Origin of the sequence: Halorubrum sp. CGM5_25_10-8B (assembly GCF_005435095.1) — an archaeon.
GTDB classification, from domain to species: domain Archaea; phylum Halobacteriota; class Halobacteria; order Halobacteriales; family Haloferacaceae; genus Halorubrum; species Halorubrum ezzemoulense.
The window spans coordinates 68,827-94,259 of the sequence record NZ_SGTY01000006.1; the positions used below are offsets into that span (position 1 = coordinate 68,827).

Sequence of the window (25,433 nt, forward strand, 5' to 3'; positions counted from 1 at the left end):
GCGCCGCCGAGCGGGGACGTGAACGTTCGGGGGCCGATCGTCTCCGTCGGGGAGGCGCGGACGGTGTCGACGTCGTACGGCGAGCGCGACCTCCGCGAGGTGCGGGTCCGGCCCGACCGCGGCGCGGGCGACCCGGTCGACGTGACGCTGTGGGGGAAGTGGACAGAGGTCGCCGAACACGCGGAGCCGGGGATGGAACTGCTCGTCACCGACCCCGAGGAGGACGAGTACCGCGGGGAGACGGGGTACGCGACGACCGACGAGTCGTGGGTCGTCCTCGAACCCGACTTCCTCGTCGACGTGACCGGCATCCGGTCGTGGGTCCAGTGCCCGCGGATGTACTACCTGAACAAACTGTCGGGGATCCCGCTCAACTACCCCGTCGTCAAGGGGACCATCGTCCACGAGGTGTTCGGCGACCTGCTCCGCGGGATGGACCTCGACGAGTCGGTCGCGGAGCGCGTGGCCGAGGCGGGCCTCGAACTCGGCCTCCTCGGCTACGAGACCGCGGAGGTGGAAGACGAGGTGCGGCGCAACGCCGCCGCGGTCGAGGGGTGGCTCGCGCAGGGGACGCTCGCCGACGAGGACACGTGGCGCTCGGAGTTCTCCCTCATCTCGCCCACGTTCGGGCTGAAGGGGCGCGCGGACGCGCTCCGGCGCGGCACGCCGGTCGAACTGAAGACGGGGAAGAACACCAAGCGGGAGCCGCGGTTCCACGACAAGGTGCAGGCGGCCTGCTACGCGCTCATGCTCGACGAGCGCGGCGTCGACCCGGACATCGGGACGCTGCTGTACACGAAGAACACGGCCTTGGACCGCAACGAGGAGTCGGGCGACCTCGCGCCGGCCAAGGAGTTCACCGTCGGCCGGGGGTTCCTGGAGTTCGTCGTCCGCGAGCGAAACGCCCTCGCGGCCGCCGAGTGGCGCGCGCTCAACGAGGCCGGCGAGCGCCCCGCGGTGCCAACGGGGTACGAGGCCGACGCGACCTGCAGCTACTGCTTCGAGCAGGACGCCTGTATGGTCGTCTCCGGCCGGCTCGACCAGGAGTCGAAGGCGGGCCAGATCGGGACGCCGGTGCCCGAGGAGGAGCGCGACTACTTCGACCGGTTCTACGTCGCCCTCGAAGAGGAGCGCCGCGAGACTCACGCGGAGTACCGGAAGCTGTGGGAGCAGACGCCCGAAGAGCGCGCGGCCGACGACCGCGCGCTGATCGGCTTGGAGCCGGTCGCGCAGACGGAGATCGACGACGCCCGGTGGGAGCTTCGCGCGAAGAAGCCGGGCGACGCCGTCTCGAAGCTCCGCGAGGGCGACGTGGCGCTCGCGAGCGACGGCGACCCCGTCGCCGGCCACGCGGAACTGGGCCGGATCACAGCCCTCGGGAGCGACGAGGTCGTCGTCGAGACGGACGAGCCGGTGGAGCTGCGGCGGCTCGACGTCTACCCCTCCGAGATCTCCGTCGACCGCTCGCTGACCGCGCTCCACGACGCCGTCCTGAAGGGCGATCCCGACCGCAAGGACGTGATATTCGGCCGGCGGAACCCGTCGTTCCGGGACCCGGCCGAGCGCCCACCGGGCAGCCCCGGAGCCGACGACCCGGACGCGCCCGACGCCTACATCGACAACAACGCGGCGCAGAACGAGGCGGTCGAACTCGCGGTCGACGCCGAGGACTGCGCGCTGATCCACGGCCCGCCGGGGACGGGGAAGACGTACACAATCGCCCGGACGATCCGCGCGCTGGTCGCGGAGGGGAACCGGGTGCTGCTCTCCGCGTTCACGAACCGCGCGGTCGACAACGCGCTGGAGGCGCTCCGCGACCAGGGGTTCGACGACGTGCTTCGAGTGGGAACCGAGACCGGCGTCCGCGAGGACATGCGGGACGTGCGGCTCGTCCAGCGCGGCGAGCCGAACGCGAAGGCCGCCGAGTTGCGGGACGCGCCGGTCGTCGCCGCGACGACGGCGGCCTGCGGTTCCCGCGTCATGCGCGAGTGCGAGTTCGACGTGGCCCTCGTCGACGAGGCCTCCCAGCTCACCGAGCCCGGGACCCACGCCGCCGTCAACCTCGCCGACCGGTTCGTCCTCGTCGGCGACCACGAGCAGCTCCCGCCGGTCGTCCGCGCGGAGAACGACCTCCGGACCTCGCTCTTCCAGCGGCTCATCGAGACGTACCCCGACGCGAGCGTGATGCTCGACCGGCAGTACCGGATGAGCCAGCGGATCCAGGCGTTCGCCTCCGCGGAGTTCTACGACGGCGCGCTCCGCCCCGCGACCCCCGAGGTGGCCGGGCAGACGCTCGCGGACCTCGGCGTCGACCCCGACGCGCTCGCGCCCGACCTGACCGGCGGCGTCGGGTTCGTCGACCCGGACGGCAAGCGCGACGGGAACCGGAACGTCCGCGAGGCGGAGCGCGTCGCCGCGATCGCCGACGCCTACGTCGCCGCCGGCGTCGACCCCGACGACATCGGCGTGATCGCCCCCTTCCGGGCGCAGGTCGCGGAGATCGGCCGCCGGACCGACGTGACGGTCGACACCGTCGACCGCTTCCAAGGCTCCTCGAAAGAGGTGATACTCGTCTCGCTCGTCGCGACCGGCGACCTCGACGGGCCGATATTCGAGGACCACCGGCGGATGAACGTCGCGCTCACCAGGGCGAAAAAGCAGTTGACGCTGGTGGGCGACGCCGACGCCCTCGCCACGGACCCCTTCTACGCCCGGATGCTCAACTGGGCGCGGAGGTGAGGAGCGACCCTACGACTCGTCCGCGTCGGTGACGATCCCCGGCTCCTTGCTCGCGATCACGACGATCCGGTCGGTGAGGTCCTCGATCGTGTTCGCGAGCTCGTCCAACAGGATCGCGAGCTCGCGGTAGACGAGCGGCTCCTCGATCGCGTCGTCGGCGAACGCGGTCTCGATGGCGTCGTTGCGCAGCTCGTCGCACTCGCTCTCAAGGGCGCGGATCGACTCGATCCCCTCGGCGAGCGTCTCGGTGGCGTCGGCGCGCGCGAGCCCCCTGACGAACCCCTCGACGACCTCGGCGAGGACTTCGGTCATCTCGGCGATCCGGGCGGCCATCTCGCGCATGTCGGCGAACGGCTCGACGCCCGCGGCCGGGCGCATCATGGCAACCTCCTGGACGATCCGCTCGGTGTGGTTCGCGACCACGTCCAGCTCGTTGTAGAAGTCGAGCAGCGCGGACTCGTTGAAGTTGATCCGGGTGTTCAGCAGGCCGATGTCGTCCGGCCCGGCGTCGGTGATGAGCCCGGTGAGCCCGCGGACGAGGTCGTCGCACTCGCTCTCGACGGCGGCTATCTCGTCGACCGTGTCGCGGGACGCGCCCTCGCTCGCGTACTCGTCGAGCGCCCGCGGGAGCAGGGCGACGCAGTCGTCGATCCGGTCGAGGTACGCGACTGTTTGGGTCTCGAGCCGTTCCCCGAAGTCGGCGTCGGTGGACATGTGCGAACCCACGCGCGTCGGCGGTAAAGAGGTTCCCTCGCGTGTCGTCGATCGTGAGGGTCAGGCGGTCGCACGCCGCGGATCGGCGGTGCCGCGGACCCGCGTCCTACAGCTCGGCGGCGGCGTCGAGCGCCGCCTCGACCTCCGGGGCGTCGAACCACTCGCGGTCGGTGTACGCGTTCGCGCCGGCCGCGTACAGGTCCGAGACCGCGTCCACGACCGCCGGCGGGAGCGGGTCGGGGTCCGGGTCGCAGAGCTCGCGCCAGTCGTCGATGTCGCGGTCGGCGACCGCGTCCTTCGCCTCGCCGACGGCCGCGACCCAGTCGGGGTCGTTCGCCTTGTACCACTGGCGGACGACCTCCTTCGAGATCCCGCGGCCGCCGTACGAGAACCGGTTCTCGTCGAAAGTGCCGACCACGTCGGCGACCCGGAGTTCGCCGTCGACGTAGAGGCACTCGATCTTGCCGTCCTCGTGGACGAACCCGGTCGCCTCGGCGCGCTCGGTGACGACGCGGTTCACGTCGCGCGCGAGCGATTCGAGGGCGTCGACGGCGGCGGCGCCCGCGATCTCGTCGGCCTCCGCCCGGGTGAGATAGCGGTCCTGCTGCTCGTACTTCGTCGAGAACTCCACGACCGGCTCCGGGAGGTCGACCGGCTCGGCGGGCCAGTCGCCGTCGGCGAGGTCGTCGAGCCCGAGGTCGGCGGGCTCGGCGCGTTTCCGCAGGCTGGACCCGACGGGGACCCGGTTGCGGAAGACGACCTCCAGCGGGACGAGGTAGTTCCCCCCGCCCGCGGCGTGGAATGCCTCGTAGTCGTAGCCGGCGTGGGGCCCCTCGTACGACAGGTCGGGCACCTGCGTCAGCTCGATGGCCATCTCGGTGGGCGGCGCGGTCGCCTCGGCGAGGGGGACGGGGTCGAGCTCGGTCCCGTCGTCCGCGACGGTACCCGGGTCCACGACCCCGCGGTAGTGGGTCGGGACGCCCGCGTCCTCCAGTAGTTCGAAGTTGAACGCGCCCATCGCGCAGAGGCTCGCCCCCTTGTGGGGGATCGCGTCGGGCATCTGTCCCCAGTCGAACACCGAGTAGGCGTCGGTGAAGGCGAACCGGCCTCGGCCGAGTCCGTCGGCGGTCGCCGGCTCGTCGACGCGGAACTCCTTGACGCTCGTCATGACTCACACCGCGACCGCCTCCCACATGAACCTTTCAGTTACGTGCGTACCTCGGACATGTTTTCCGAGGTTTGATCCACACATGTGCGGTATCTCGGTCGCGATGTGGACCGGCGCCCGCGCGCTCGCATCGAAAGCGACACCGGGATCCGCCCCCCAGTCCGGGGCATGAACGATGCGCGCGAGGTCGTCGTCCTCCGGTACGGCCACCGGCCGGGGCGCGACGACCGCATGACGACGCACGTCGGGCTCACGGCGCGGGCGCTCGGGGCCGACCGGGTGATCTTCCCCGACAACGCGGGCCAGTCGGCGGAGACGGTCCGCGACATCACCGGCCGGTTCGGCGGGCCGTTCGCCGTCGAACTGCGCGACGACCAGAAGGCGATCGTCCGGGAGTTCGACGGGGTCGTGGTCCACCTCACGATGTACGGCGAGCGCGTCCAAGACGTGGAGGCGGCCGTCCGGGAGGCGGTCGGGCTCGACGAACCAGAAGCGCCCGAGGAGTCGTCGCCGCCGCGCGACCTCCTCGTCGTCGTCGGCGGCGAGAAGGTGCCGTGGGCGCTGTACGAGCGCGCCGACTTCAACGTGGGCGTGACGAACCAGCCGCACTCGGAGGTCGCGGGGCTCGCCGTCTTCCTCGACCGCCTGTTCGACGGGGCGGAACTCGGCCGCGAGTGGGCCGACGCCGACCGGCGCGTCGTCCCGGAGGCGACCGGGAAGACGGTGATCGACGCGGGGACCGAAACCGACAGCGCCGGGGACGACGAGGCCGGAGACGACAGCCCCGGGAACGACCGAGCGTCCGAGCGCCGCGACTGACCCGGCTACTCTCCCGCGTCGCCGCGCTCGGCGTCTCGCTCGACGACCTCCGGAGTCCCGCTCAGGATGCCGCGGAGCCCCGACATCGGCTCGCCGACGGTGACCCCGTGCTCCGTGATCTTGAACTCGCGGATCGTCCGCTCGAAGTCGCTCGTCCGCTTTTTCAACACGCCGATCGCCTTGCGGAGCTCGCCGCCGACCTCTAGGTGCCGGAGGAAGAGGATGTTGTCGGCGAGGTAGCTGATGTTCTCCATGGTCGCGCGGAACTCCCCCGTGACGTTCCGCGTCTCGTCGATGAAGAGGCCGGTGACGCCCGCGTTCTTGAGATAGCGGCCGAGCGCGTGCATCTGCTGGAGCATCTGCTCTTTCTCGCCGCGCAGGGTCAGCCGATACCCGGAGATGCCGTCGATCATGACGATGTCGGCCCCCTCCTCCTCGACCTCGTCGCGGACCATGCGGGCGAACTCCTGTGGCGACCGCTCTAACGCCTCCACCTCCGTCACCTGAAGCGTCCCCTTCGCCAGCATCTCGTCGACGGGAATGTTGACCGCGCGCGACCGGGCGAGGAACGTCTCCCGGTTCTCCTCGAACAGGTAGATCACGGAGCGTTCCCCGCGGCCCGCGGCCTCCTTCATGAACTGGGTGCTGAGCGTCGTCTTCCCCACGCCGGTCGGGCCGCTCACGATGGTGACGGTGCCGCGCTCGATCCCGCCGTGGAGCAGCTCGTCGACCTCGGGGATCCCCGACGAGACCTGCTCGAACGCCAGCTCCTCGTCCCGCGTGCCGGGCTGGAGCGCGGGAAACACCTCCATTCCCGCGTCGGTGATCCGGTAGGCGTGGTCCCCGCTCTGCGTCGACGACCCCCGGAACTTGGGGACGCTGACCGTCTTGCCGTACGCCCCCGCGTCGAGCCGGACCGTCCCGTCCGTGATGAACTCGAGGTCGTCTGTCGGGAGCGACCGCGTGTTCTGGACGGTGAACAGCACGGTCGCCCCCCTGTCTTTCAGGAACCGCATGAATCCGACCACCTGCTTGCGGAACTGGTAGTCGTCCGAGAGGAGGAACCGGAGCTGCGTCAGCGGGTCGACCACCACACGGTCGGGGTCGACCGCCGTCACGCCCTCGACGATCCGCTCGGTCAGCGGCTCTCGCTCGACCTCCGAGGGCGCGAACACCTCGTACGACTCGTCCTCGACGAACGCGTCCGCGCCCGGGCTCAGGTCGAGGAACTCGATCGAATCGGTGTCGAAGCCGAGCGCGTCAGCGTTCGCCTTCAGGTCGCGGAGGTCCTCTTCGAGGTTGACGAAGAGCGCCGTCTCCCCCTCGTCCACGCCCCGCTGGAGGAAGTGGAACCCCAGAATGGTCTTCCCGCTCCCGGCCTGTCCGCGGACCATGTAGCTCCGCGTGGGGACGAGCCCGCCCGACAGCACTTCGTCGAGGCCGTCGACGCCGGTCGACGCCCGCTCGGATAGCGACGTTGTCATACCGTGGTACTCGCCCCCGACCGTGATATATATGGGGTAGTTCTTAGTGCCTCCCCGACTCAAATACGACGAGATGGATTCGAAGTCGGACGCGGAGTCCGGGGGCGATGACGGCGGCGGGCCCCCAGACCGCCCCGCCGGGGACGACGCCGGCCCCGGTCTCTCCCGGGCCCCCGACGGCGACCGCGCGACGGTCCTCCTCCTGATGGACGCCGACCGCGACCGCGGGCTCCTGTCCGACGCGCTGTCCGACCGGTACGCCGTTCGGACCGCCGAGTCGCCGGACGCGCTGAACGGCGAGTTCGACTGCTGTCTCCTCGACGCCGGCGCCTTCGAGGCCGCCGCGGACGCGATCGACGCTCGACGCGAGCGCGCCGAGCCCGCGTTCCTCCCGTTCGTACTGCTGGTGAGCGAAGGGTCGCGGGCGGGGCTCGGCCACGCCGCGTGGGAGCGCGTCGACGACGTCATCGAACTCCCGGTCGGACGCCGGGCGCTTGTGACGCGCGTCTCGAACTTGATCGAGCGGCGGCGGACGTCGCTCCGGTTCCGGCGGACCGTCGCGGACCTGCGGCGCAAAGAGCGGGCGATGGACGAGGCGCCCGTCGGGATCACCCTCGCGCGGGCGACCGACGGCGACGACAGCCCGCTCGTGTACCACAACCGAGAGTTCGAGGAGCTGACCGGCTACGGCGACGAGATCCTCGGCGAGGACTGTCGGTTCCTTCAGGGCCCCGACACCGGCGAGGAGTCCCGGGCGCGGATACGGCGGGCCCTCGACGAGGACCGACCGGTCGAGGTCGACATCCTCAATTATCGGGCGAACGGCCAGAAGTTCTGGAACCGGCTCTCCATCGCGCCGCTGCGCGACAAGGAGGGGAACGTGACGAGCTACGTCGGATTCCAGGCCGACATCACCGAGCGGAAGATCCGCGAGCGGCGGCTGGAGGTGATGGCCCGAGTGCTCAACCACAACCTCCGGAACAAGATGAACCTCATCGAGGGGTACGCGGACCTCCTCCGCGACGACCCCGACGAGGAGTCGCGGCGTCGGTCGCTGGACGTCATCGCCGAGACGGCCTCGGACCTCACCGGGATCGCGGGCGCCGTCCAGACCGTCGACGAGACGGTCTCACCGCCCGGGCTCGACGCCCCGATCAACCTCCGAGACGAACTGGTCGAGCTCCGAGACCGGCTCCGCAGCCGCTACCCGGACGCGTCGGTGACCATATCGCTACCCGACGACGGACCGATAGAGACGACCGCCGTGGGCCTGCCCGTCGCCGTCTCCGAGGCGGCCGAGAACGCGGTGAAGCACAACGACGCGGCGACGCCGTCGGTCGAGGTGCGCGTCGAGCGCCGTCCGCCGGAGTGGATCGCGATCGAAGTCGAGGACGACGGCCCGGGGATCCCGGACCACGAGACGCAGGTGCTGGAGGCTGGCGAGACCTCGCTGACCCACGCGGACCGGCTCGGCATATGGCTCATGTACTGGGTCGTCGCCAAGGCGGGCGGCGAGTTCGACATCGACACCGACGGTGAGGGGACGACGGTCCGCCTGGAAGTCCCGGTGCGGCCCTGAGTCGGCCGATACACCGAGCCGCTTCCCCTACAGTGTCCGCTTCGAGCGGAGCCGCGCGAGCCGCGTCCGGGCCTCCTGCCGGCTCGTCCCGCGAACCCGCCCCGTCTCGGCGTCGGCCATGGAGACGAAGGAGAGCCGGTCGAGGAGCGGGGGCCAGTCGCCGGCGCCCGCGGCGTCACCGGCGAACGCGACCGCGTTGGCGAGCCCCTCGCGCTCCTCGGTTCCGACCCGGGCGACCAGCGCGTCCGCGGCCCGCCGCCCGCCGGCGACGGAGAGCCGATCGCCGACCGTCGCGGGGACCCACGCCGGGAGGAGCAACAGCCAACACAGGACGCCGGCGGCCGCGTACGCCCACGACGGGATGCGCTCGCGGTCCGGCTCGTACCCGTGGATCCGGTTGACGCGCCGGTCGGCGGCGGTCCGGTCGCCGCGGCGTCCCACGAGCAGCGTCGCGAGCAGCGCCGCGGTCTCGACGGCCGCCAGCGCCGGCAGCGTCGCGGTGGTGAGGAGCGCCCGCCGCGTCCGGAGCCGGACGAGCGCGTGGCGCAACGCCGCGTCGCGGTCCGCCTTCGGCAGGGCGAGCAGCCGCGTGGAGACCACCAGTCGCGCCCCGCGGTAACCGTCCGTGACGGCGACGTTCGCGGCGTCGGCGCGGACCGCGGTCACCGGCGGCGCGTCGACGCCGACCTCGCCCGCGAGGTGTTCGACGCGGTCGGCGACGAAGTCCGCGCGGCGGTCGTCTAGGTCGGCACGGGGGAGCCGCGCGATCCGCCTGTCGACGAGCGCGGGACCGAGGAGCGCGGAGAGCGCGGGGCCGACGACGACGGCCGCGAGCAGCCCGCTCGGCGCGCCGAGCGGGACGGTCCCGAGCCCGCCGGGGCCGAGCAGCGCGGCGAGCGGAACCAGCGGGACCGCCGCCAGCACGACCGGGACCGCGAGGAGCGCCAGGGCGCCGAGCGCGCGTCGCCCCCGTCCGTCGACCGAGTCTGCCATACGGGCGAGTGTGAGTCACGGCGCGTAAAGCTCTGCCGGACCCGCGGGTCCGTCGGGGGCGGCGCAGGGCCCGCTTTTCGGGCGGGTGGGACGCGTCGCGACCGCGCCTTTCGGAGGTTTTAACCGGATTCCACCACCAGTTTCCCGTAATGGCTTTTGAGGATCTACTGAACGACCCCGTCATCCAGAAGTACCTCCACGAGCTGGTGGGACCGACGGGGATGCCGGTCGCGGCCGCGCCGCCCGACGGCGAGGTCACCGACGAGGAGCTGGCCGAGGAGCTCGGCTTGGAGCTCAACGACGTGCGGCGCGCGCTGTTCATCCTGTACGAGAACGACCTGGCGACGTACCGCCGCGTCCGCGACGAGGACTCCGGCTGGCTCACGTACCTGTGGACGTTCCACTACGACAACATCCCGGAGAACCTCCAGGAAGAGATGTACCGACTGCTCGAGGCTCTAGAGGAGCGCGAGGAGTACGAGCGCACCCACGAGTTCTACCTCTGTGAGGTGTGTTCGATCCGCTTCGAGTTCGGCGAGGCGATGGACTTCGGCTTCGAGTGCCCCGAGTGCGGCTCGCCGCTGGAGGCGATGGAGAACGACCGGCTCCGCGAGGCGATGGACCGGCGCATCGAGGAGCTGCGCGACGAGCTCAACGCGGACGTGACCGCCTGATGGTCGTCCTCGCAACCAAGTGCTACGTCGAGGGCGACGCCCGCGACCGCGCGCTCGACGGCATGGACTCGCTCGTCGCCAACGACGTCGGCGAACTCGACGTCGACTGGCAGGTGGGCGTTCGGGACGACGAGTTCGTCCAAGTGGACGTGACCGGGGAGGACGCCCCGGTCGCGCGCAACGTCCTCGGGGAGACGTGGGGCGAGGTCGTCGCCCACGACGGCGGCCTCGAAGCGGGCGAGACGTACGTCGGAACCCTCGAATCGTGGGACGACGTGGGTATCACCCTCGACGCCGGCGTCGACGTGTTCGTCCCCGCCGACGAGCTGGGGCTCGGCGTCGGCTCGCCGGAGCAGGTCGTCGAGCGGTTCGGGCTCGTCCAGCACCTCCCGGTGCGGTTCGTCTACGGCGGCGATCCGGGCGACCCGGACGCGGACCAGAGCCGGCTCGCCGACGCCGAGCGCGACCGGCTGTACGACTGGCAGCGCGGCGACGGCCGGGTGAACGTCAACTCGGCGACCCGCGGCGAGACGCGGGCGACGGTGAACCGCGCGGGCCACGCGCAGGACATCGTCACCGTCGAGCGGTTGGGACTCCTCGAACAGAGCATCGTCTGCGCGGAAGGGACCGACCCGCCGGGACTGCTCGCCGCCATCGGCTCGTACCTCCCGGCCGAGATGCGCTGCGTCGTCTAACCTGATCACACGTGAACAGACGCTTCGCGCTCGCGGTGGCGGCGATCGCTCTCCTCGCGGTCAGCGCCGGCTGTCTCGGCTACGCGACCGGCGGCGGCGAGGTGACGAACGAGACACTCGACGCCGAGCCGCCGCACGGGTACGACTTTGACACGGACCGCGACGCCGCGTTCAACCTCACCACGGACGCCAGGTACACCGTCGTGTACGCGGTCGACGACCGGGAGGAGATCCGGCTGTACCGGCAGACGCCGTACGCCGGCGACCAGCCGCTGGAGTTCGAGGCGTTCCGCTACCGGTACCCCGACGGGGAAGTGATCACGGGCAGCGAGTTCCGGGCCCGCGGCGGCGAGATCGAGCGCACGACCGACGAGACCTGGATCCGCTTCGCCGACGACATGAGCGGCGGGAAGGCGGCCTTCGCCGGTGCCGGGTCCCCGCGACGGTTCAGCATGCGCGCGTACGTCGAGGGGTCGTACGCGGTGACGCTGCCGCCGCAGTTCAGCACGGAGGTGCCGATCGTCGGCCACGTGTCGCCGCGCGATCACGCGGTTGAGACGGTCGGCGACCGCGACCGGATCGTCTGGGAGGAGGTGACGAGCGGCTCGATCGTCGTCCAGTCGTACCGCGAGGGCGACCTCGTGGTGTTCGGCGTCATCCTCGTCATCGGCGCGGTCGCCGCGGTCGCCGGGACGCTCTACTTCCGGCGACAGCTGGAGGCGCTCCGCCAGCGCCGCCGCGACCTCGGACTGGGCGTCTACGAGGACGACGACGACGATGACGGCCTGCTCTAACGGGCGCGACCGGCCGCCGTCGTCGGGGCGTCAGCCCGCGCCGCGGTCCTTTTCTACCACGCGCCGCTTGAGACTGGTATGAACGCCGCCGTCGTCACCGTCGGGGACGAGCTCCTCGTCGGCGACACCGAGAACACGAACGCCACCTGGCTCTGCGACCGCCTCGACGCCCGGGGGGTCGCGGTCCGGCGGGTGACCGTCGTCCCGGACGAGGTCGCCGAGATCGCGCGCGTCGTCAACGAGTACCACGCCGAGTACGACGCGGTGATTGTCACCGGCGGGCTCGGGCCGACGCACGACGACGTGACGATGGAGGCGGTCGCGGCCGCGTTCGGGCGCGGCCTCGAAGCGAACGCGGAGGCGACCGCGTGGCTCGCCGACCGCGGGTACAGCGGCGACGACCTCGCCGCCGAGACGACGCACCTCCCGGCCGACTGCCGACCGCTGCCGAACGAGGCCGGGGTGGCGCCGGGCGCCGTCGTCGAGTCCGTCTACGTCCTTCCGGGAGTCCCGGACGAGATGAAAGCGATGTTCGATCTGGTCGAAGACGAGTTCGCGGGGACGCCGACCCACGTGCTCACGGTCGACGTCGACGAGCCGGAGAGCGATCTGCTCGACCGGTTCGCGTCGCTGCGCGAGCGGTTCGACGTGCGGGTCGGCTCGTATCCGGGCGAGGTCGTGACCGTGAAGATCACGGCCGAGAGCGAGGCGGAGGCCGAGCGCGCGGCGGCGTGGATCCGCGAGCGGACCGACGCGGTCGAGGAGCGGTCCGCCTGAGCGTGTAGGGAGGGCAGACGGTCGGCGGCCGAGGCGGGGCTACCGGTAGAGGTACGCGATCCACACGACGACGAGGGCGAGGCTCGCGAGCAGGATCGCGCCCGCGGTCGCGCTGATCGGCAGCGGCTCCGTCACGGCGGCTTCGAGGATCATATCTCGGCGTTGTTCTGGGGGCGCCTTAAGTATTGATTCTCGGACGAGAGGGGGCAGACCGACGGACGAGCACCGCGGCAGGGGTACGAAAACGGGACCGGGAGACGTGGGCGTGTGGCAGCTACCGCGGGAGGGATCCAGTCCCGATGAGACGAGCAGGTTACCGATGGCGGGCTCGTTCCACCGGCGGTGACAACTACGAGCGGACACGTGTTGAGTGCCGTGTCCCGGTGTTGAGGGCCTTTATGTGCCGGTCCGACCGACGGTTCCGGGCGCCCGCGCGCTCCGACCCGGACGCGTCTCGCTTAAGGGGCCGGCGCGGCGAACTATTTGTCATGCACGTGGGGATCGCGGTGAACCCGGTCGCCGGGATGGGCGGCCGCGTCGGACTGAAGGGGACCGACGGGAAGGTGACCGAGGCGGTCGAGCGCGGCGCGGAGCCGCGGGCGCCGGACCGGGCGCGGCGGATGCTGGAGCGACTGGCCGCGGTGGAACCCGACGCCGCCGTCTCCGTAGCCGCGGACCCAATGGGCGAGTCGGTCGTCCGCGGGGCGGGCTTCGACCCGGCCCGCGTCGTCGACCCGTTCGACGGCGAGCCGCCGGCGTCGACGGCGACGACCGCGGCGCACACCGCGGCGGTCGTCCGGGCGTTCGCGGGGATCGACGGAGGCGGAGGGACCGGGGCTCGGGGCGACGCGACCGCCCCCGCCGACCCCGTCGACCTCGTCCTGTTCGTCGGCGGCGACGGCACCGCGGCGGACGTCGCGGCGGCGCTGGAGGGGACCGACGTGCCGATGCTCGGCGTCCCCGCCGGCGTGAAGGTGTACTCGTCGGTGTTCGCGGTGTCGCCGGAGGACGCCGCCGAGGTCGCCGCCTCGTTCTCGCGGACCGAGCGCCGCGAGGTGATGGACATCGACGAGGACGCCTACCGCGAGGGCGAGGTCCACCCGGAGCTGCGGGGTGTCGCGCACGTGCCGGTCGCCGACGACCTCCAGTCCTCCAAGCAGACGGCGAGCGGGACCGTCGAGTCGCTGGCGGAGGGGGTCGCGGCCGACATCCGCGAGCGCGACGGCGAGGGCGTCGCGTTCGTCCTCGGCCCGGGGTCGACCGTCGGCGCGATCAAGGACGAGCTCGGCTTCGATCCCTCCCCGATCGGCGTCGACGTCTGGCGCGACGGCGAGGTGGTGGTGCGGGATGCCACGGAGGCGGAGATCCTCGGCGCGCTCGGCGAGGAGAACGTGATCGTCGTCTCGCCGATCGGCGGGCAGGGGTTCGTCTTCGGCCGCGGCAACCCGCAGGTATCGCCGGCCGTGATCCGGCGCTGCGACCTCCGGATCGTCGCCTCGCGCGCGAAGCTCGACGACGTGCGCGCGCTCCGCGTCGACACCGACGATCCCGCCCTCGACGAGGAACTGGCGGGGTGGGTTCGCGTCCGCGTCGGGAAGTTCGAGACGCGGATGATGAAGATCGTCTGAACTCCACCCGGAGGGTCGCCGAACGCCGGCCGCGCTCGACTCCGCGGAGACGGACAGCCCTTTGTCGGTGGCTGCGCCGGAGGCCGTATGGAACGCGAGAAGGAACGGATGTTGGCCGGCGAGGCGTACGACCCCTCGGCTCCCGAGCTGGTCGCCGATCGTAAGCGCGCGCGGGACCGCTGTCGCCGGTACAACGCCACCGCGCCGACGGAGGCCGACCGCCGCGACCGCCTGCTCTCCGAGCTGTTCGGAGCCGTCGAGGGCGACGCGACCGTCGTGCCGCCGTTCCGCTGCGACTACGGCTACAACGTCGGGGTCGGCGACGGCTTCTTCGCGAACTACGGCTGCGTCGTCCTAGACGTCGCGCCGGTCGCGTTCGGCAAGAACTGCCTGCTCGGGCCGGGGGTCCACGTGTACACCGCGACGCACCCGATCGACCCCGCGGAGCGCGCCGCGGGCCGCGAGTTCGGCGACCCCGTGACCGTCGGCGACGACGCCTGGATCGGGGGACGGGCGGTGATCACGCCCGGGGTCGAGATCGGGGACGGCGCGGTCGTCGCCGCGGGAGCCGTCGTCGTCGACGACGTGCCGGCGCGGACGGTGGTCGGCGGCAACCCGGCCGAGGAGATCCGAGAAATCGACGACGAGTGACCGTTACGCGGCGTCAGTCCAGCGCGTCGGCCAGCGCCGGCGCGACGCTGACGACGCTACAGCCGCGCTCGACGGTGTCGCTGCCGAGGATCCGGTCGACGCCGGCGGCGCGGAGCTTCGTCACCGCGTTGGCGGCGAGCACCGGGTGGACGCAGGCGGTCAGCACCCGCGCCGCACCGCGGTCGGTGAGGACGGCGACCGACTCGCTCATCGTCGACCCGGTCGCGATGATGTCGTCGACGACGACCACGTCGCGGTCGGCGACGCTCGCGTCGGAGGGCGACACCGCGACGGCACCGGTCTCGCGGTCGCGGTGCTTCTCGAAGTAGTCCGTCTCGCCGGCACCGTACGCGTCGCGGACGGCCGCGGCCACGTCGGTGGCGCCCTCGTCGGGCGCGAGGAAGAGCGGGTCGTCGAGGTCGGCGGGGAGCGGGTCGGCGAGGACGCCGGCCGCGTCGACCGCCTCGACAGGGACGTCGAAGAAGTCGGCGACGGTCGACTCGTGGGGGTTGACGAGGCGGACGCGGTCGGTCCCGGTCGAGATCGCCTTCGCCATCGCGCGGGCGGAGACGGGTTCTCCGTCGCCGAAGGAGTCGTCCTGGCGGGCGTACCCCATATAGGGGACAACGGTGGTCACGTCCGTCGCGCCGGCCTCGCGGACGGCGTCCTGGAGCTGGAGCAGTTCGACCCACGCCTCGTCGGAGTCGGTCGCGGCGACGATCACGGCCTCGTCGGCGTCGAAGTCGGGCACCGCGGCGAGCCCCTCCCCATCCGGGAACCGGTCGTAGGTCGGGGTCGCGAGCGCCCGGCCCGTCTCCGCGGCGAGCGCCGCCGCGAGCTGCTGCGAGCTGGACCCGGGTACGATCATGGGCGACCGTTCCGCGGACTCCGGTAAACCAGTTTCCTTACCGCGCGACGCCGCGCGCCACGCGAGCGCGACCCACACCGCCCCCACAGGGGCGGATATTTACGGGCGCGGCGGGTACGAGCGCCCAATGACTGACACCGAAGCCGGCGCGCGCGTCGGGCTCCCCTGCCCGTCGTGTTCGCCCGCCGAGCCGACCGTCCACGAGGTCCTCAGCCCGGGCGGGCAGGCCACCGTGCGCTGTACCGAGTGCGACCACACCCACAAGACCGAGATCCCCGAGGACGAGACCGTCGCCGTGACGGTCGTCGTCTCGCAGGACGGCGACTCGTTCACCACGACGATGGACGTGCCCGCCGAAGGCGACGTGGGCACCGGCGAGGAGTTCGTCGTCGACACCGACGAGGCGCTGATGCAGGTGCGGATCACGGGGATCGAACTCGGTCCCGAGAACCGCGTCGAGGAAGCGGACATCACGGACGTGGAGACGCTGTGGACCCGCGCGGTCGACAACGTCGCGGTCCCGGTCACGCTCCACCCGAAGGACGGGGACGCGGACCAGACCCGGTCGCTGCGAGTGAACGTCCCCGGCGACTACGAGTTCACCGTCGACGAGACGGTGGAGTTCGGCGAGGAGGAGTTCACCGTCGAGGGGCTCCACATCCGTGAGGACGCGCCCGAGTACCGCCACGAGAAACTCGACCACCCCGGCGACCTCGCCTACGCGAAGGACCTCAAGCGGATCTACGCCCGCGACGAGACGCTCGCCGCGTGGTCGGCCTGGTAGGAGACGATCACCGTACCGTCGGCCCGGTAGGAGGCGATCACCGTACCGTCGGCTCGGCGAGACTGATCGCCGATCGCTGAGTCGCCGACGGCCGCGACTACTCCCCGCGGCGATCCTCATACTAACATAAACAATTATGAAGGATACGCACGTTGCCTGTGACGTGCCACCCGTAGTACACGACTGACGCACGCTCGACGGCGGGGACGACGACCGGTCCCGGCGGTCCGAGCACGCGCGAGGCGACGCCGACCGAACAGCCCACCGACCGATCGGGTCCATCCGCTGACTCGGCCGCAACCGACGCTCCGGACGACCTTCCGACCGCCGCGGAGGCTGTCGCGCAGGCGGCGGAGACGTTCGACCCGTCGGACACCCGGCGGATCGCGAACGGGACCGACCGCTGGAACGAGTACGCCGGGTCGTCGCACTGACGGCGCGGCCGGATCCTTTTATTCAACGGCGCGACTACCGACGAGCGGCCGATGACGAATCACCGCTCCGAGCCGGACTCGGCACCCGGCGACGACGAGCCCTATGAGTGCCGAGGCCAGCCTTTCCATCCGTACAGTTCGACTGGAGACGACCGCGAGTGAACCACGCTCACAGTCGCCGAGAGTGCGGCGCCGCGATGACGACGGGAGTAGCCTGACGACCGACTACGGCGGCGTCGCGTCGTCGACGGCGTCCGCGAATAGTCCGAGGAAGCCGCCGTCGTACTGTTCGTCGGCGTGATCCACGTTCCAGAGTCCCGACTCGCGGATCGCACGGCTCCGGCTGTGTCGCCCGATCCAGTCGGTCCGCCGGGGATCGACCGGCTCCCGATCGAAGTTGCTCAGGAGGGCGATAGAGTTCCGTTCGAGAACGCGCCGGTCGCTATCCGCGCCGGGTTCGTCGTCGAGGGGCACCCAGAGGAACGGCTGTTCGCGGACGAACGCGCTCACGCGCCGTTCGAGGGCGTACTCCTCGTCGCGGACCGCCGCTCGCCCGCGGTCGACGCCCGGCCACCGCTCGTCCCAGTCGGGGTAGTCCTCGCGGAGGCCGTACTTCTCGATGATCGCTTCACCGACGCGCTTGCGATATACGGACGCGCGGTGAGCGCCGCCGTGAGGATGGTTTGAACTTCCGCTACCCGTGCCGTAGTGCTGTTTCAGTCTGTCCCAGAGGGTCGTGCTGCTCCCCGCGGACACCGCGTGCGTCCCCACGCGGGTGACGCGTGACTGGTCGGTCGAAGCGCGCGTTTCGCCCGGGGCGAGGAAGAAGTAGACGCCCCGGTCGGGCCAGTCCATGTACCCGGTACACTCCTTGAGCTTCCGCGGTCCGCCGACCCGGCGCGCGAGGTCGTCGAACAGGTCGTAGAAGCGATCGAGGTCGGCCCGGCGAGTCATCCCTACGGCCCGATCGCCCCGGCGTCGAAAGAGTCTGATCACTCGACCCGGGTGGCTCGGCGCCCGGGGAACAGCGTCGCTCGGCCGCCGAGCGGACGAACCGTTTTCAGGTCGCCGCACGAGTCGACCCCCATGGACCACCGCTGTCCGGACTGTGGCGTCACGATGGAGGAGGTCGAGTTCAGCATGGGCGACGCGTGGAACGCGCACGTCAGGACCGGCGAGAAGCGGTCAGGGCTCCTCGGGAAGCTCGGCATGAACGAGCGCAAGGAGCTGACGACCGTGATGTGTCCGGAGTGCGGGCTTGTGCGTCACTACGCCGAGTTCGAGGAGTGACGCGGGGTCGGCGGGCGCCGCCGCGGACTCGCCCGTTCCGAAGCCGTCATGCCGCTCGCTCGTGAACGGCGGGTATGGACGAGCAATCGACCGACGAGTACACGCGGCTCGTGGCGGAGAACGGGCTCGCCCTCCTGTTCACGAACCGAGTGCGGGCGCGGGTTGTCGCGGCGCTATTTTACGCGTCCGAGCCGCTGCCGGTCGATCGGATCGCCGAGGGCGCGGGCGTCGACCGGACTGTCGTCCACGAGGCGCTCGACGGACTCGAACGGTTCGGAATCCTGGAGATCGATCGGACCGAGGGGCGCGACCCCGACCGATACACGCTCGACGAATCGGACGATCTCACCGAGGCGCTCCGGGCGGTCGCGGAGCTCGCGACCGAGCGTTACCATCAGGAAGAGATAGACATCCCGAGCGACGACGAGTGAGGCCCTGCGGCGCCCCGGACGCGGTTCACTCGATCCGGACGGTCGTCTCGTCGTAGACGCCTTTTCCGGCGGGGTCGTCCACGGCAAGCCCGGCGCCGATCGTGTGTTCCCCGCGGTCGGCGGGCCGCCACTCCGTCTCCGAGACCTGGAAGCTCTGCTGCCACCGCCGGGTGAACCGTCGCCGCTCCCCGCGGTCGAGCGTGAACCGCGCTTCCGACTCCGGGAGCGGTTCGGACACCTGTGACGCGTCGCGGTGCCCGTCGACGTGCCACGTCCACGGGACCGGGGACCGCGTCCGAACGGTTACCGGGACCGGAAGCGGGTTCCGGAGCTCAATCGCCACCGGGATCGGCTCGCCCGCTTCGTACACGGTCGCCGGCGTGTCGACGCTGACGGAGACGGCCCAGCGGTGAAGCCGCGCCGGGAGCAGCCACCGTGTGAGCGTCGCCGCCGGGAGCGTCTTGGCGGCCTGAGGGCGGTGGCGTTCGACGGACTCATTCGGCCGGAACGGGTCGTCGTCGGAGCGGTCGACGCCGTCCCGCCGACGTGAGCGAGGCATGCGTGGAGGTTCCCGCCGGGAGGAATAAGCGTGTCGTCGGGCCGCTCCCGGGCGGGAGGGACGACGGACCGGGGTCAGTCGTCGCCGCTCGCGGCCGAGCCGGGGGCGGTACCGTCGTCGGGCGCCGCCCCCTCGGTCGGCCCGGCTTCGTAAGCCGGGTCGAAGAGGTGACACGCGACGCGCCCCGCGTCGGTCTGGCGGAGCACCGGTTCGTCCGTCGAGCAGGGCGTGTCGAACGTCTCGTCGAGCACCCGCTCGGCGTGCTCGAACTCCTCGTCGGCGACCAGCCGGAGCGCCTCTTGGACCACTTCCTCTGCCTCCGGGTCCGACAGCGTCGATGGGAGGTCGAGCTCCTCGCGGAGCGCCTCCATCAGCGCGCTCTCGCCGGCGTCGAACGTCTCGACGGCGATGTCCTCCTCGCGGGCGCGGTGGCGGAGCGACATGACCGCGCGCCACTCCGCCTGCTCGAACTCGTAGTCCGAGGGCGGGATGACGCGGGGACACCGCGTGTGGAACTTACAGCCGGACGGGGGATCGATCGGGGAGGGAACCGACCCCTCCAGCAGGATCCGGTCGCCCTCCCACAGCGGGTCCGGCTCCGGGATCGCCGACAGCAGCGCCTCGGTGTACGGGTGTTGCGGCGGCGCGAACAGCTCCTCTGGCGTGCCGATCTCGGCCATCTTGCCGAGGTACATGACGGCGATCTCGTCGGCGATGTGCTCGACGACGGAGAGGTCGTGCGCGATGAACAGGTACGCGATCCCAAGCTCGTCTTGGAGGTCCTCCAACAGGTTGAGGATCTGGGCCTGGACCGACACGTCGAGCGCCGAGACGGGCTCGTCGCAGACGATGAAGTCGGGGTCCACGGCGAGCGCGCGGGCGATCCCGATCCGCTGGAGCTGTCCGCCGGAGAACTCGTGCGGGTACCGGTTGGCGTGGCTCGCGTTGAGCCCGACGCGGTCGAGCAGTTCCTTGATCCGGGCGTCGCGGGAGACGCCCCCCTCGATCCCGTGGATGTCGAGCGCCTCTCCGATGATGTCGTTCACCGTCAGCCGCGGGTTGAGGCTCGACTGCGGGTTCTGGAAGATTATCTGCATCTCTTTTCGCAGATCCCGGAGCTCCCTGTCGGAGAACGTCGTGATGTCCTCGCCCTTGAAGTACACCGAGCCGGCGGTCGGCTCGCGGAGCTGGAGGATCGACCGGCCGATGCTGCTCTTCCCGCAGCCGCTCTCGCCGACCAGCCCCAGCGTCTCTCCCGCTTCGATCTCGAAGGAGACCCCGTCGACCGCCTTCACCTTCTTCTGCCGGCCGAGGAGCCGGTCGATGAAGTCGCTCTCGGACTCGTAGTACTTCTCGAGCCCCTCGACGCGGAGGAGCGGCTCGGAGCCGCTCATCGGTCGCTCACCCCCGCTGAGCTCGCCGCGTCGCCCGACCCGACCGGGTCGTCCTCGCCGCGGACGGTCACCTCGTAGTCGAGTTCGCCGGTGAGTTCGCCGGTGTGTGCGAGACACGCGGCGCTCTGCGCGTCGCTGTTGATCGGGTCCGCGGGCTCTCCCGTCTCGACGTCGACGAGCTGGGGCTCCATGCGGGTACACGACTCCTCGGCGTACGGACACCGGGGGTGGAAGTTACAGCCCGGCGGCATCTCGATCAGGTCCGGCATCCGGCCCGGGATCGTCTGGAGCCGGTCGCGCTCGTCGCCGATACGCGGGATGGAGCTCATCAGCCCGACGGTGTACGGGTGTTGCGGGTCGTAGTACACGTCCTCGACCGGCGCCATCTCCACCGGGTGGCCGGCGTACATCACCATGACCCGGTCACAGAACTCGGCGACGACGCCGAGGTCGTGGGTGATGAGCTGGATGGCGGTGTCGAACTCGGTCGCGACCTCCTCCAGCAGTTCGAGGATCTGCGCCTCGATGGTGACGTCGAGCGCGGTGGTCGGCTCGTCGGCGATGATCAGGTCGGGGTCGCACGACAGCGCGATCGCGATCACGACGCGCTGTTGCATCCCGCCGGAGAACTCGTGCGGGTAGTCGCTGTACCGCTCGGCGGCCGAGGGGATCCCGACCGACTCCAGCGTCTCGATGGCGCGCTCGCGCGCCGCTTCCTCGTCGAGCCCGATGTGGTACCGGATCGCCTCCGAGATCTGCTCGCCCACCGTGTACGACGGGTTCAGCGCGGTCCCGGCGTCCTGGAAGATCATCGCGATCTCGTTGCCGCGGAGTTCGCGCATCTCCTCTTCGTCCATCTCCAAGATGTTCTGGCCCTTGAACCGGATCTCGCCGCTCTCGATGACGCCCGGCTCGTCGATGAGGCGCATCAGCGCGAGGCTCGTGACGCTCTTCCCGGCCCCGCTCTCGCCGACGACGCCGAACCGCTCGCCGGCCTCGATCCGGTACGAGAGGTCGTTCGTCGCCTTGACGACCCCGTCGTCGGTGTAGAACCGCACGTTGAGGTCCTCGACTTCGAGCATCGCCATCAGCGGAGCCCCCCGGTGTCGGTGTCGGTCTGGTCGCCCTGCGGGTCGAACGCGTCGCGGACGCCGTCGCCGACGAGGTTGATCGCCATCACGAAGACGAAGATGGCGAGGCCCGGGAACAGCCCGGCCCACCAGCGGCCGCGGGCGATCGCGTCCTGCTCGACGTTGAGCATGACGCCCCACTCCGCGCTCGCCGGGGACAGGCCGAGCCCGATGAACCCGAGCGCCGCGGCGACGAGCACCGTGGTGCCGATGCTGAGCGTCGCCTGAACGATCACCGGCGCCATGGCGTTCGGGAGGATGTGCCGCGCGATGATCGAGCGGTCGCGGGAGCCGAGCGCCTTCGCCGCGGTGACGTACTCGTTCTCCTTCACGCTCAGGATCTCGCCACGGATGATGCGGGCGTACGGGAGCCACCCGACGACGACCAGGGCGAGGATCATCTCCCAGTAGCCGCGACCGAGGACGGCGATGACCGCGATCGCGAGCACGATGAACGGGAACGCGTACAGCAGGTCGACGAGGCGCATGATGATCTCGTCGATCTTGCCGCCGTAGTACCCCGCGATCGAGCCGAGCGGGATCCCGACGAGGAGGGCCATGGCGACGGCGATGAAGCCGATCGAGAGGCTCCAGCGCCCGCCGTACATCACCCGCGAGAGGATGTCGCGGCCGGCCCAGTCGGCGCCGAACAGGTAGAGTCCGGTGGGCGGCCAAGTGAGGAGGTTCTCCAGGGTGGGCTCCCGGTACCCGGTGATCACGTCTTGGTTCGCGGGGTCGGCCGGCGCGAGCGAGAACGGCTGGACCGTCTCTCCGGCCAGCACCGGGAAGCTAGTCGGGAGCTGGATCGGACGGGAGAACACCGCGAGCAGCACCATGAAGACGATTGTGGCCGCACCGAACAGCGCGAGGCGGTTCCGTTTGAACCGCATCCACGCGTACTCGAGGCGACCGCGCCCCTCCTCCGACTGGAGGTCGGGCTGCCACGAGGAGAGCGGGTCCCGGGAGTCGACGCGCTCGACGTCGAAGCCGGAGACCCGTATTCGTCCGCGTTCCGTCGTCCGCTGTGAGGTTTCGCTTGACATTATCTAGTATCGGATTCTGGGATCGAGGTACGCGTAGAGCACGTCGGCGACGAAGTTCGCGAGTATCACGGCGACGCCGATCAGGAGGACGATCGCCTGGATGACCGGGAAGTCGCGGTTACCCACCCGATCGACGAGCAGCCGTCCGATACCCGGATACGAGAAGACGATCTCGACGACGACGGAGCCGCTGATGATGAACGCGACCTGGATCGCCGCCACGGTGACGACGGAGATCAGCGAGTTCCGCAGGACGTGTTTCCGGACGACCGTCCGCTCCGGGAGCCCCTTCGCGCGCGCCGTCCGGACGTAGTCTTTGTCGAGTTCCTCCACCATCGAGGACCGCATCAGTCGCATCAGCAGAGCCGTGGAACCGGTCCCGATGGTGATCGCCGGCAACAGGGTGTACACCAGCATGTCGTAGCTGAGGATCCCCTTACTGGTGGGCGGCAGGATGGGGAACAGGTCGAGCCAGCTCGCGAAGATCAAGAGCAGCAGCAGGCCGAGCAGGAAGTTCGGGATCGCGATCCCGAGCAGCGCGAACACGCGGCTGGCCTGATCGATCTTGGTGTTGCGGTAGTACGCCGCGATCACGCCGGTCGGGATCGCCGTGGCGAGCGTGACGCCGAACGCCATGATCCCCATCACGAGCGTGTACGGGAGCCGCTCCATGATCTCGTTTATCACCGGGTCGCGGGTGATGATCGACCGGCCGAAGTCGCCGGTCGCCGCGCTGGTGACCCAGTCGATGTACTGGATGTACACCGGCTGGTCGAGGCCGTACTCGGCCCGGATCTCCATCTCCGTCTGCGGATCGAGCTCCGTGAACAGCGTGATGAAGTCGATCGGGTCGCCGGGAATGGCGTGGACCATCCCGAAGGTGAGCAGGGATATCCCGAGCAGCAGCGGGATGGTTATCAGGCTGCGTTTAATGACAAATCGTTGGAGACTCATCGGGGTGAATTGAGGGCGCTATCGGATGTTTGAGACCGTTACTCCGCCGGGTACACGATCTCGTCGAGGTGCGGCTTGTACAGCGTGTTGTACCGGTTGCTCGCGTTCGGGTGCGGGCTCCACTGGTCGACAGACTCGACGTTGGCCGGGTTGAGCACGTCGATCACGTCGCCGGTCCACATGTTCGCCATCGGGACCTCCTGCGCGACGAGCTCTTGGATGTCCTGGTAGATCGGGAGTCGCTCCTCGGCGCCGAGGGTCGTCTGCCCCTCGGTGATCAGCGAGTCCATCTCCTCGTTCTCGTAGAGGTTCCAGTTGAATCCGTCGGGGACGTGCTGGCTGGAGTGGAGCAGCTGGTTGATGTGGCCGTCCGGGTCGGAGCCGCCCGTCCAGCCGATGCCGACGACGTCGGTGCTGGCCGCGGCGCCCTCGGGGTCGAGCAGGAACGGGACGAGGTCGTCGAAGGCGCGGACGTCGAGCTCCGCGTTGAAGTACTCGGTCTCGTCCATCGTCTGCTGGATGATCTCCATCCACCGCTCGCGGGTCCGGTTGACGTTGGTGATGAAGGAGACGTCGAACGGCGCCTCGATGCCCTCCTCCTCGAACGCCTCGCCGATGAGCCGGAGGCCCTCCTCCTCGTCCTGGCCGACGTACTCGTCGAGGAGGTTCTGCTCGTGCTCGGGGTCCCAGAACGCTCCGAGACCGGGGCTGATCGGGCCGGCGAGCTCCGTCGCATAGCCGCCGAAGACGGCCTCGATGACGTCGGACTTCGGGAGTAACCGGGTCATCCCGCGGCGGAGCTTCTCGTTGGTGAACGGGCTCTGGTTGACCGGATAGGTGATGAAGTCGAACCCGACAGCGCTGCCGGTGACGACCTCGCCGGTCTGGTTCTCCCACTGGTCGAGCTCGAAGGGCGCCGCGTTGTCGATCATGTCGAGCTCGCCGGCGGCCATCGCCTCCTCCTGCGAGACCTGCTCCGGGATGACCCGGATCGTGACCCGGTCCCACGGCGCCGTGCCGGGGTAGTCGTCGCCGTCGTACCAGTAGTCGTCGTAGGGGACGAGGACGGCTCGGTCCTCGGCCGAGAACTCCTCCAGCTCCCACGGTCCGGTACCGAGGGTCTGCTCGGTGAACGAGTGGTCGTCCTGTTCCGGGCTTTCGCTGATCGCGTCGGTCTTGCTCGTGAGGATCGGGACCGCGGCGAGGTCGTTCAAGAACGGCGCGTGCGGGTCGGTCGAGGTGATTTCGACCTCGTAGTCGCCGAGTATCTCGACGTTCTCGATGAAGGAGACGTCGGCGTCGTTCGTCGTGCCGCTCGTCCGGTTGATGGAGAACTGAACGTCCTCGGCGGTGAACTCGTCGCCGTTATGGAACGTGACCCCCTCGCGGAGCTGGAACCGGAACGTGGTGTCGTCGACCTGCTCGTAGCTGGAGGCGAGTTCGCCCCGGAACTCGGAGTAGTCGAACGTCAGCGCGACCAACCGCTCGTAGGCCATGGTGCCGACGACGGAGTTGGAGGTCGCGTCCGTGATGATCGTCGGGTCGAACGTGCCCGGGTTCGCGGCCGCCGACGCGACGAACTCGTTCGTGCCGTCGCCACCGTCGGACCCGTCGCCGCCGTCGCCGCCGACACAACCTGCGAGGCCGACGACGCTCGCACCGCCCATTGCGGCGAGAACCCGTCGGCGAGTCGCTGCCGATTTCGTCTGTCCGTTGTCAGAGTGAGACATACCAACACGTACACGTCGGTCGTTAAAAACTATTCTATTCAGTACATCAGGTCGTCATCCGTACAGTAATTGACCGATTCGGTGACAATTGGACGTATTGA

24 protein-coding genes are annotated in these 25,433 nt (G+C 70.1%); 12 read left to right on the top strand and 12 right to left on the bottom strand.

Annotated elements, in window-relative coordinates:
• The first annotated feature begins 18 nt into the window (after positions 1-18).
• Positions 19-2,739: an AAA domain-containing protein gene (locus EXE51_RS07080; protein ID WP_137692323.1), complete on the top strand. Its 2,721-nt coding sequence runs from the start codon at positions 19-21 to the stop codon at positions 2,737-2,739.
• Positions 2,740-2,748: 9 nt separating this feature from the next.
• Here the strand turns inward: EXE51_RS07080 and EXE51_RS07085 are convergent, their stop codons facing one another.
• Complete coding sequence (locus tag EXE51_RS07085; RefSeq protein WP_089308165.1) at positions 2,749-3,453, bottom strand: DUF47 domain-containing protein; 705 nt, start codon at positions 3,451-3,453, stop codon at positions 2,749-2,751.
• Between the two features lie 106 nt (positions 3,454-3,559).
• Positions 3,560-4,621 (bottom strand): phosphoribosylaminoimidazolesuccinocarboxamide synthase, encoded by a 1,062-nt coding sequence (locus EXE51_RS07090; RefSeq protein ID WP_137692324.1) that lies wholly within the window; start codon positions 4,619-4,621, stop codon positions 3,560-3,562.
• Positions 4,622-4,789: 168 nt separating this feature from the next.
• Between EXE51_RS07090 and EXE51_RS07095 the strand changes: the two genes are divergently transcribed.
• Positions 4,790-5,440 (top strand): tRNA (cytidine(56)-2'-O)-methyltransferase, encoded by a 651-nt coding sequence (locus tag EXE51_RS07095; protein ID WP_137692325.1) that lies wholly within the window; start codon positions 4,790-4,792, stop codon positions 5,438-5,440.
• A 5-nt stretch (positions 5,441-5,445) separates the two neighbouring features.
• Here the strand turns inward: EXE51_RS07095 and EXE51_RS07100 are convergent, their stop codons facing one another.
• Positions 5,446-6,924, bottom strand: coding sequence for an ATPase domain-containing protein (locus EXE51_RS07100; protein WP_086215450.1), 1,479 nt, complete (start codon positions 6,922-6,924; stop codon positions 5,446-5,448).
• A gap of 73 nt (positions 6,925-6,997) precedes the next feature.
• Between EXE51_RS07100 and EXE51_RS07105 the strand changes: the two genes are divergently transcribed.
• On the top strand, positions 6,998-8,503 hold the full coding sequence (locus tag EXE51_RS07105) for a PAS domain-containing protein (RefSeq protein WP_137692326.1): 1,506 nt from the start codon (positions 6,998-7,000) through the stop codon (positions 8,501-8,503).
• A gap of 27 nt (positions 8,504-8,530) precedes the next feature.
• On the opposite strand, the gene EXE51_RS07110 is transcribed toward EXE51_RS07105, so the two are convergent.
• Positions 8,531-9,496: a hypothetical protein gene (locus EXE51_RS07110; protein ID WP_137692327.1), complete on the bottom strand. Its 966-nt coding sequence runs from the start codon at positions 9,494-9,496 to the stop codon at positions 8,531-8,533.
• A 149-nt stretch (positions 9,497-9,645) separates the two neighbouring features.
• On the opposite strand from EXE51_RS07110, the gene EXE51_RS07115 reads away from it, so the two are divergent.
• The 6 genes from EXE51_RS07115 (at position 9,646) to EXE51_RS07140 (ending at position 14,715) form a co-directional block, all read left to right on the top strand.
• Positions 9,646-10,170, top strand: coding sequence for a transcription factor (locus EXE51_RS07115; RefSeq protein WP_049931644.1), 525 nt, complete (start codon positions 9,646-9,648; stop codon positions 10,168-10,170).
• Positions 10,170-10,865 carry a DUF2110 family protein gene (locus tag EXE51_RS07120; RefSeq protein WP_049931645.1) on the top strand — a complete coding sequence of 232 codons (696 nt, stop codon included), beginning with the start codon at positions 10,170-10,172 and terminating at the stop codon, positions 10,863-10,865. Before EXE51_RS07115 ends, EXE51_RS07120 begins: the two co-directional genes overlap by 1 nt.
• Positions 10,866-10,876: 11 nt before the next feature.
• On the top strand, positions 10,877-11,659 hold the full coding sequence (locus EXE51_RS07125) for a DUF5803 family protein (protein ID WP_137692328.1): 783 nt from the start codon (positions 10,877-10,879) through the stop codon (positions 11,657-11,659).
• A gap of 78 nt (positions 11,660-11,737) precedes the next feature.
• Positions 11,738-12,436, top strand: a complete 699-nt coding sequence (locus tag EXE51_RS07130) for a molybdopterin-binding protein (protein ID WP_089308168.1) — start codon at positions 11,738-11,740, stop codon at positions 12,434-12,436.
• A gap of 488 nt (positions 12,437-12,924) precedes the next feature.
• Complete coding sequence (locus EXE51_RS07135) at positions 12,925-14,064, top strand: ATP-NAD kinase family protein (RefSeq protein WP_137692329.1); 1,140 nt, start codon at positions 12,925-12,927, stop codon at positions 14,062-14,064.
• A gap of 87 nt (positions 14,065-14,151) precedes the next feature.
• Complete coding sequence (locus EXE51_RS07140) at positions 14,152-14,715, top strand: maltose acetyltransferase domain-containing protein (RefSeq protein WP_137692330.1); 564 nt, start codon at positions 14,152-14,154, stop codon at positions 14,713-14,715.
• Between the two features lie 13 nt (positions 14,716-14,728).
• Here EXE51_RS07140 and prs read toward each other — a convergent pair whose 3' ends face one another.
• Positions 14,729-15,583, bottom strand: coding sequence for a ribose-phosphate diphosphokinase (gene prs, locus EXE51_RS07145; protein ID WP_049931651.1), 855 nt, complete (start codon positions 15,581-15,583; stop codon positions 14,729-14,731).
• 127 nt (positions 15,584-15,710) lie between these two features.
• Here prs and EXE51_RS07150 point away from each other — a divergent pair, with 127 nt between their 5' ends.
• The gene (locus EXE51_RS07150) at positions 15,711-16,367 is read left to right on the top strand and encodes an HVO_0476 family zinc finger protein (protein WP_089308170.1); all 657 of its coding nucleotides are present in this window, start codon (positions 15,711-15,713) and stop codon (positions 16,365-16,367) included.
• A gap of 659 nt (positions 16,368-17,026) precedes the next feature.
• Here EXE51_RS07150 and EXE51_RS07155 read toward each other — a convergent pair.
• Positions 17,027-17,755, bottom strand: coding sequence for a hypothetical protein (locus EXE51_RS07155; protein ID WP_137692331.1), 729 nt, complete (start codon positions 17,753-17,755; stop codon positions 17,027-17,029).
• A 132-nt stretch (positions 17,756-17,887) separates the two neighbouring features.
• Between EXE51_RS07155 and EXE51_RS07160 the strand changes: the two genes are divergently transcribed.
• The gene (locus EXE51_RS07160; RefSeq protein WP_049931656.1) at positions 17,888-18,091 is read left to right on the top strand and encodes a hypothetical protein; all 204 of its coding nucleotides are present in this window, start codon (positions 17,888-17,890) and stop codon (positions 18,089-18,091) included.
• A 74-nt stretch (positions 18,092-18,165) separates the two neighbouring features.
• On the top strand, positions 18,166-18,522 hold the full coding sequence (locus EXE51_RS07165) for a GntR family transcriptional regulator (protein ID WP_086219299.1): 357 nt from the start codon (positions 18,166-18,168) through the stop codon (positions 18,520-18,522).
• Positions 18,523-18,547: 25 nt separating this feature from the next.
• Here the strand turns inward: EXE51_RS07165 and EXE51_RS07170 are convergent, their stop codons facing one another.
• The 6 genes from EXE51_RS07170 to EXE51_RS07195 form a co-directional block, all read right to left on the bottom strand.
• On the bottom strand, positions 18,548-19,081 hold the full coding sequence (locus tag EXE51_RS07170; protein ID WP_137692332.1) for a hypothetical protein: 534 nt from the start codon (positions 19,079-19,081) through the stop codon (positions 18,548-18,550).
• Between the two features lie 74 nt (positions 19,082-19,155).
• Complete coding sequence (locus EXE51_RS07175) at positions 19,156-20,475, bottom strand: ABC transporter ATP-binding protein (protein WP_089308171.1); 1,320 nt, start codon at positions 20,473-20,475, stop codon at positions 19,156-19,158.
• Complete coding sequence (locus EXE51_RS07180; RefSeq protein ID WP_049931659.1) at positions 20,472-21,563, bottom strand: ABC transporter ATP-binding protein; 1,092 nt, start codon at positions 21,561-21,563, stop codon at positions 20,472-20,474. The genes EXE51_RS07175 and EXE51_RS07180 overlap by 4 nt, the downstream gene beginning before the upstream one ends.
• Positions 21,563-22,648 carry an ABC transporter permease gene (locus tag EXE51_RS07185; protein WP_049931660.1) on the bottom strand — a complete coding sequence of 362 codons (1,086 nt, stop codon included), beginning with the start codon at positions 22,646-22,648 and terminating at the stop codon, positions 21,563-21,565. The genes EXE51_RS07180 and EXE51_RS07185 overlap by 1 nt, the downstream gene beginning before the upstream one ends.
• A gap of 3 nt (positions 22,649-22,651) precedes the next feature.
• Complete coding sequence (locus tag EXE51_RS07190) at positions 22,652-23,602, bottom strand: ABC transporter permease (protein WP_049931661.1); 951 nt, start codon at positions 23,600-23,602, stop codon at positions 22,652-22,654.
• 38 nt (positions 23,603-23,640) lie between these two features.
• Positions 23,641-25,332 (bottom strand): ABC transporter substrate-binding protein, encoded by a 1,692-nt coding sequence (locus EXE51_RS07195; RefSeq protein ID WP_089308172.1) that lies wholly within the window; start codon positions 25,330-25,332, stop codon positions 23,641-23,643.
• Positions 25,333-25,433 lie beyond the last annotated feature (101 nt).

Bases quoted from the DNA above. Each gene is read 5' to 3' on its own strand.
- EXE51_RS07085 (WP_089308165.1), bottom strand. From the start codon at position 3,453: ATGTCCACCGACGCCGACTTCGGGGAACGGCTCGAGACCCAAACAGTC.
- EXE51_RS07090 (WP_137692324.1), bottom strand. From the start codon at position 4,621: ATGACGAGCGTCAAGGAGTTCCGCGTCGACGAGCCGGCGACCGCCGAC.
- EXE51_RS07095 (WP_137692325.1), top strand. From the start codon at position 4,790: ATGAACGATGCGCGCGAGGTCGTCGTCCTCCGGTACGGCCACCGGCCG.
- EXE51_RS07100 (WP_086215450.1), bottom strand. From the start codon at position 6,924: ATGACAACGTCGCTATCCGAGCGGGCGTCGACCGGCGTCGACGGCCTC.
- EXE51_RS07105 (WP_137692326.1), top strand. From the start codon at position 6,998: ATGGATTCGAAGTCGGACGCGGAGTCCGGGGGCGATGACGGCGGCGGG.
- EXE51_RS07110 (WP_137692327.1), bottom strand. From the start codon at position 9,496: ATGGCAGACTCGGTCGACGGACGGGGGCGACGCGCGCTCGGCGCCCTG.
- EXE51_RS07115 (WP_049931644.1), top strand. From the start codon at position 9,646: ATGGCTTTTGAGGATCTACTGAACGACCCCGTCATCCAGAAGTACCTC.
- EXE51_RS07120 (WP_049931645.1), top strand. From the start codon at position 10,170: ATGGTCGTCCTCGCAACCAAGTGCTACGTCGAGGGCGACGCCCGCGAC.
- EXE51_RS07130 (WP_089308168.1), top strand. From the start codon at position 11,738: ATGAACGCCGCCGTCGTCACCGTCGGGGACGAGCTCCTCGTCGGCGAC.
- EXE51_RS07135 (WP_137692329.1), top strand. From the start codon at position 12,925: ATGCACGTGGGGATCGCGGTGAACCCGGTCGCCGGGATGGGCGGCCGC.
- EXE51_RS07140 (WP_137692330.1), top strand. From the start codon at position 14,152: ATGGAACGCGAGAAGGAACGGATGTTGGCCGGCGAGGCGTACGACCCC.
- prs (WP_049931651.1), bottom strand. From the start codon at position 15,583: ATGATCGTACCCGGGTCCAGCTCGCAGCAGCTCGCGGCGGCGCTCGCC.
- EXE51_RS07150 (WP_089308170.1), top strand. From the start codon at position 15,711: ATGACTGACACCGAAGCCGGCGCGCGCGTCGGGCTCCCCTGCCCGTCG.
- EXE51_RS07155 (WP_137692331.1), bottom strand. From the start codon at position 17,755: ATGACTCGCCGGGCCGACCTCGATCGCTTCTACGACCTGTTCGACGAC.
- EXE51_RS07160 (WP_049931656.1), top strand. From the start codon at position 17,888: ATGGACCACCGCTGTCCGGACTGTGGCGTCACGATGGAGGAGGTCGAG.
- EXE51_RS07165 (WP_086219299.1), top strand. From the start codon at position 18,166: ATGGACGAGCAATCGACCGACGAGTACACGCGGCTCGTGGCGGAGAAC.
- EXE51_RS07170 (WP_137692332.1), bottom strand. From the start codon at position 19,081: ATGCCTCGCTCACGTCGGCGGGACGGCGTCGACCGCTCCGACGACGAC.
- EXE51_RS07175 (WP_089308171.1), bottom strand. From the start codon at position 20,475: ATGAGCGGCTCCGAGCCGCTCCTCCGCGTCGAGGGGCTCGAGAAGTAC.
- EXE51_RS07180 (WP_049931659.1), bottom strand. From the start codon at position 21,563: ATGGCGATGCTCGAAGTCGAGGACCTCAACGTGCGGTTCTACACCGAC.
- EXE51_RS07185 (WP_049931660.1), bottom strand. From the start codon at position 22,648: ATGTCAAGCGAAACCTCACAGCGGACGACGGAACGCGGACGAATACGG.
- EXE51_RS07190 (WP_049931661.1), bottom strand. From the start codon at position 23,602: ATGAGTCTCCAACGATTTGTCATTAAACGCAGCCTGATAACCATCCCG.
- EXE51_RS07195 (WP_089308172.1), bottom strand. From the start codon at position 25,332: ATGTCTCACTCTGACAACGGACAGACGAAATCGGCAGCGACTCGCCGA.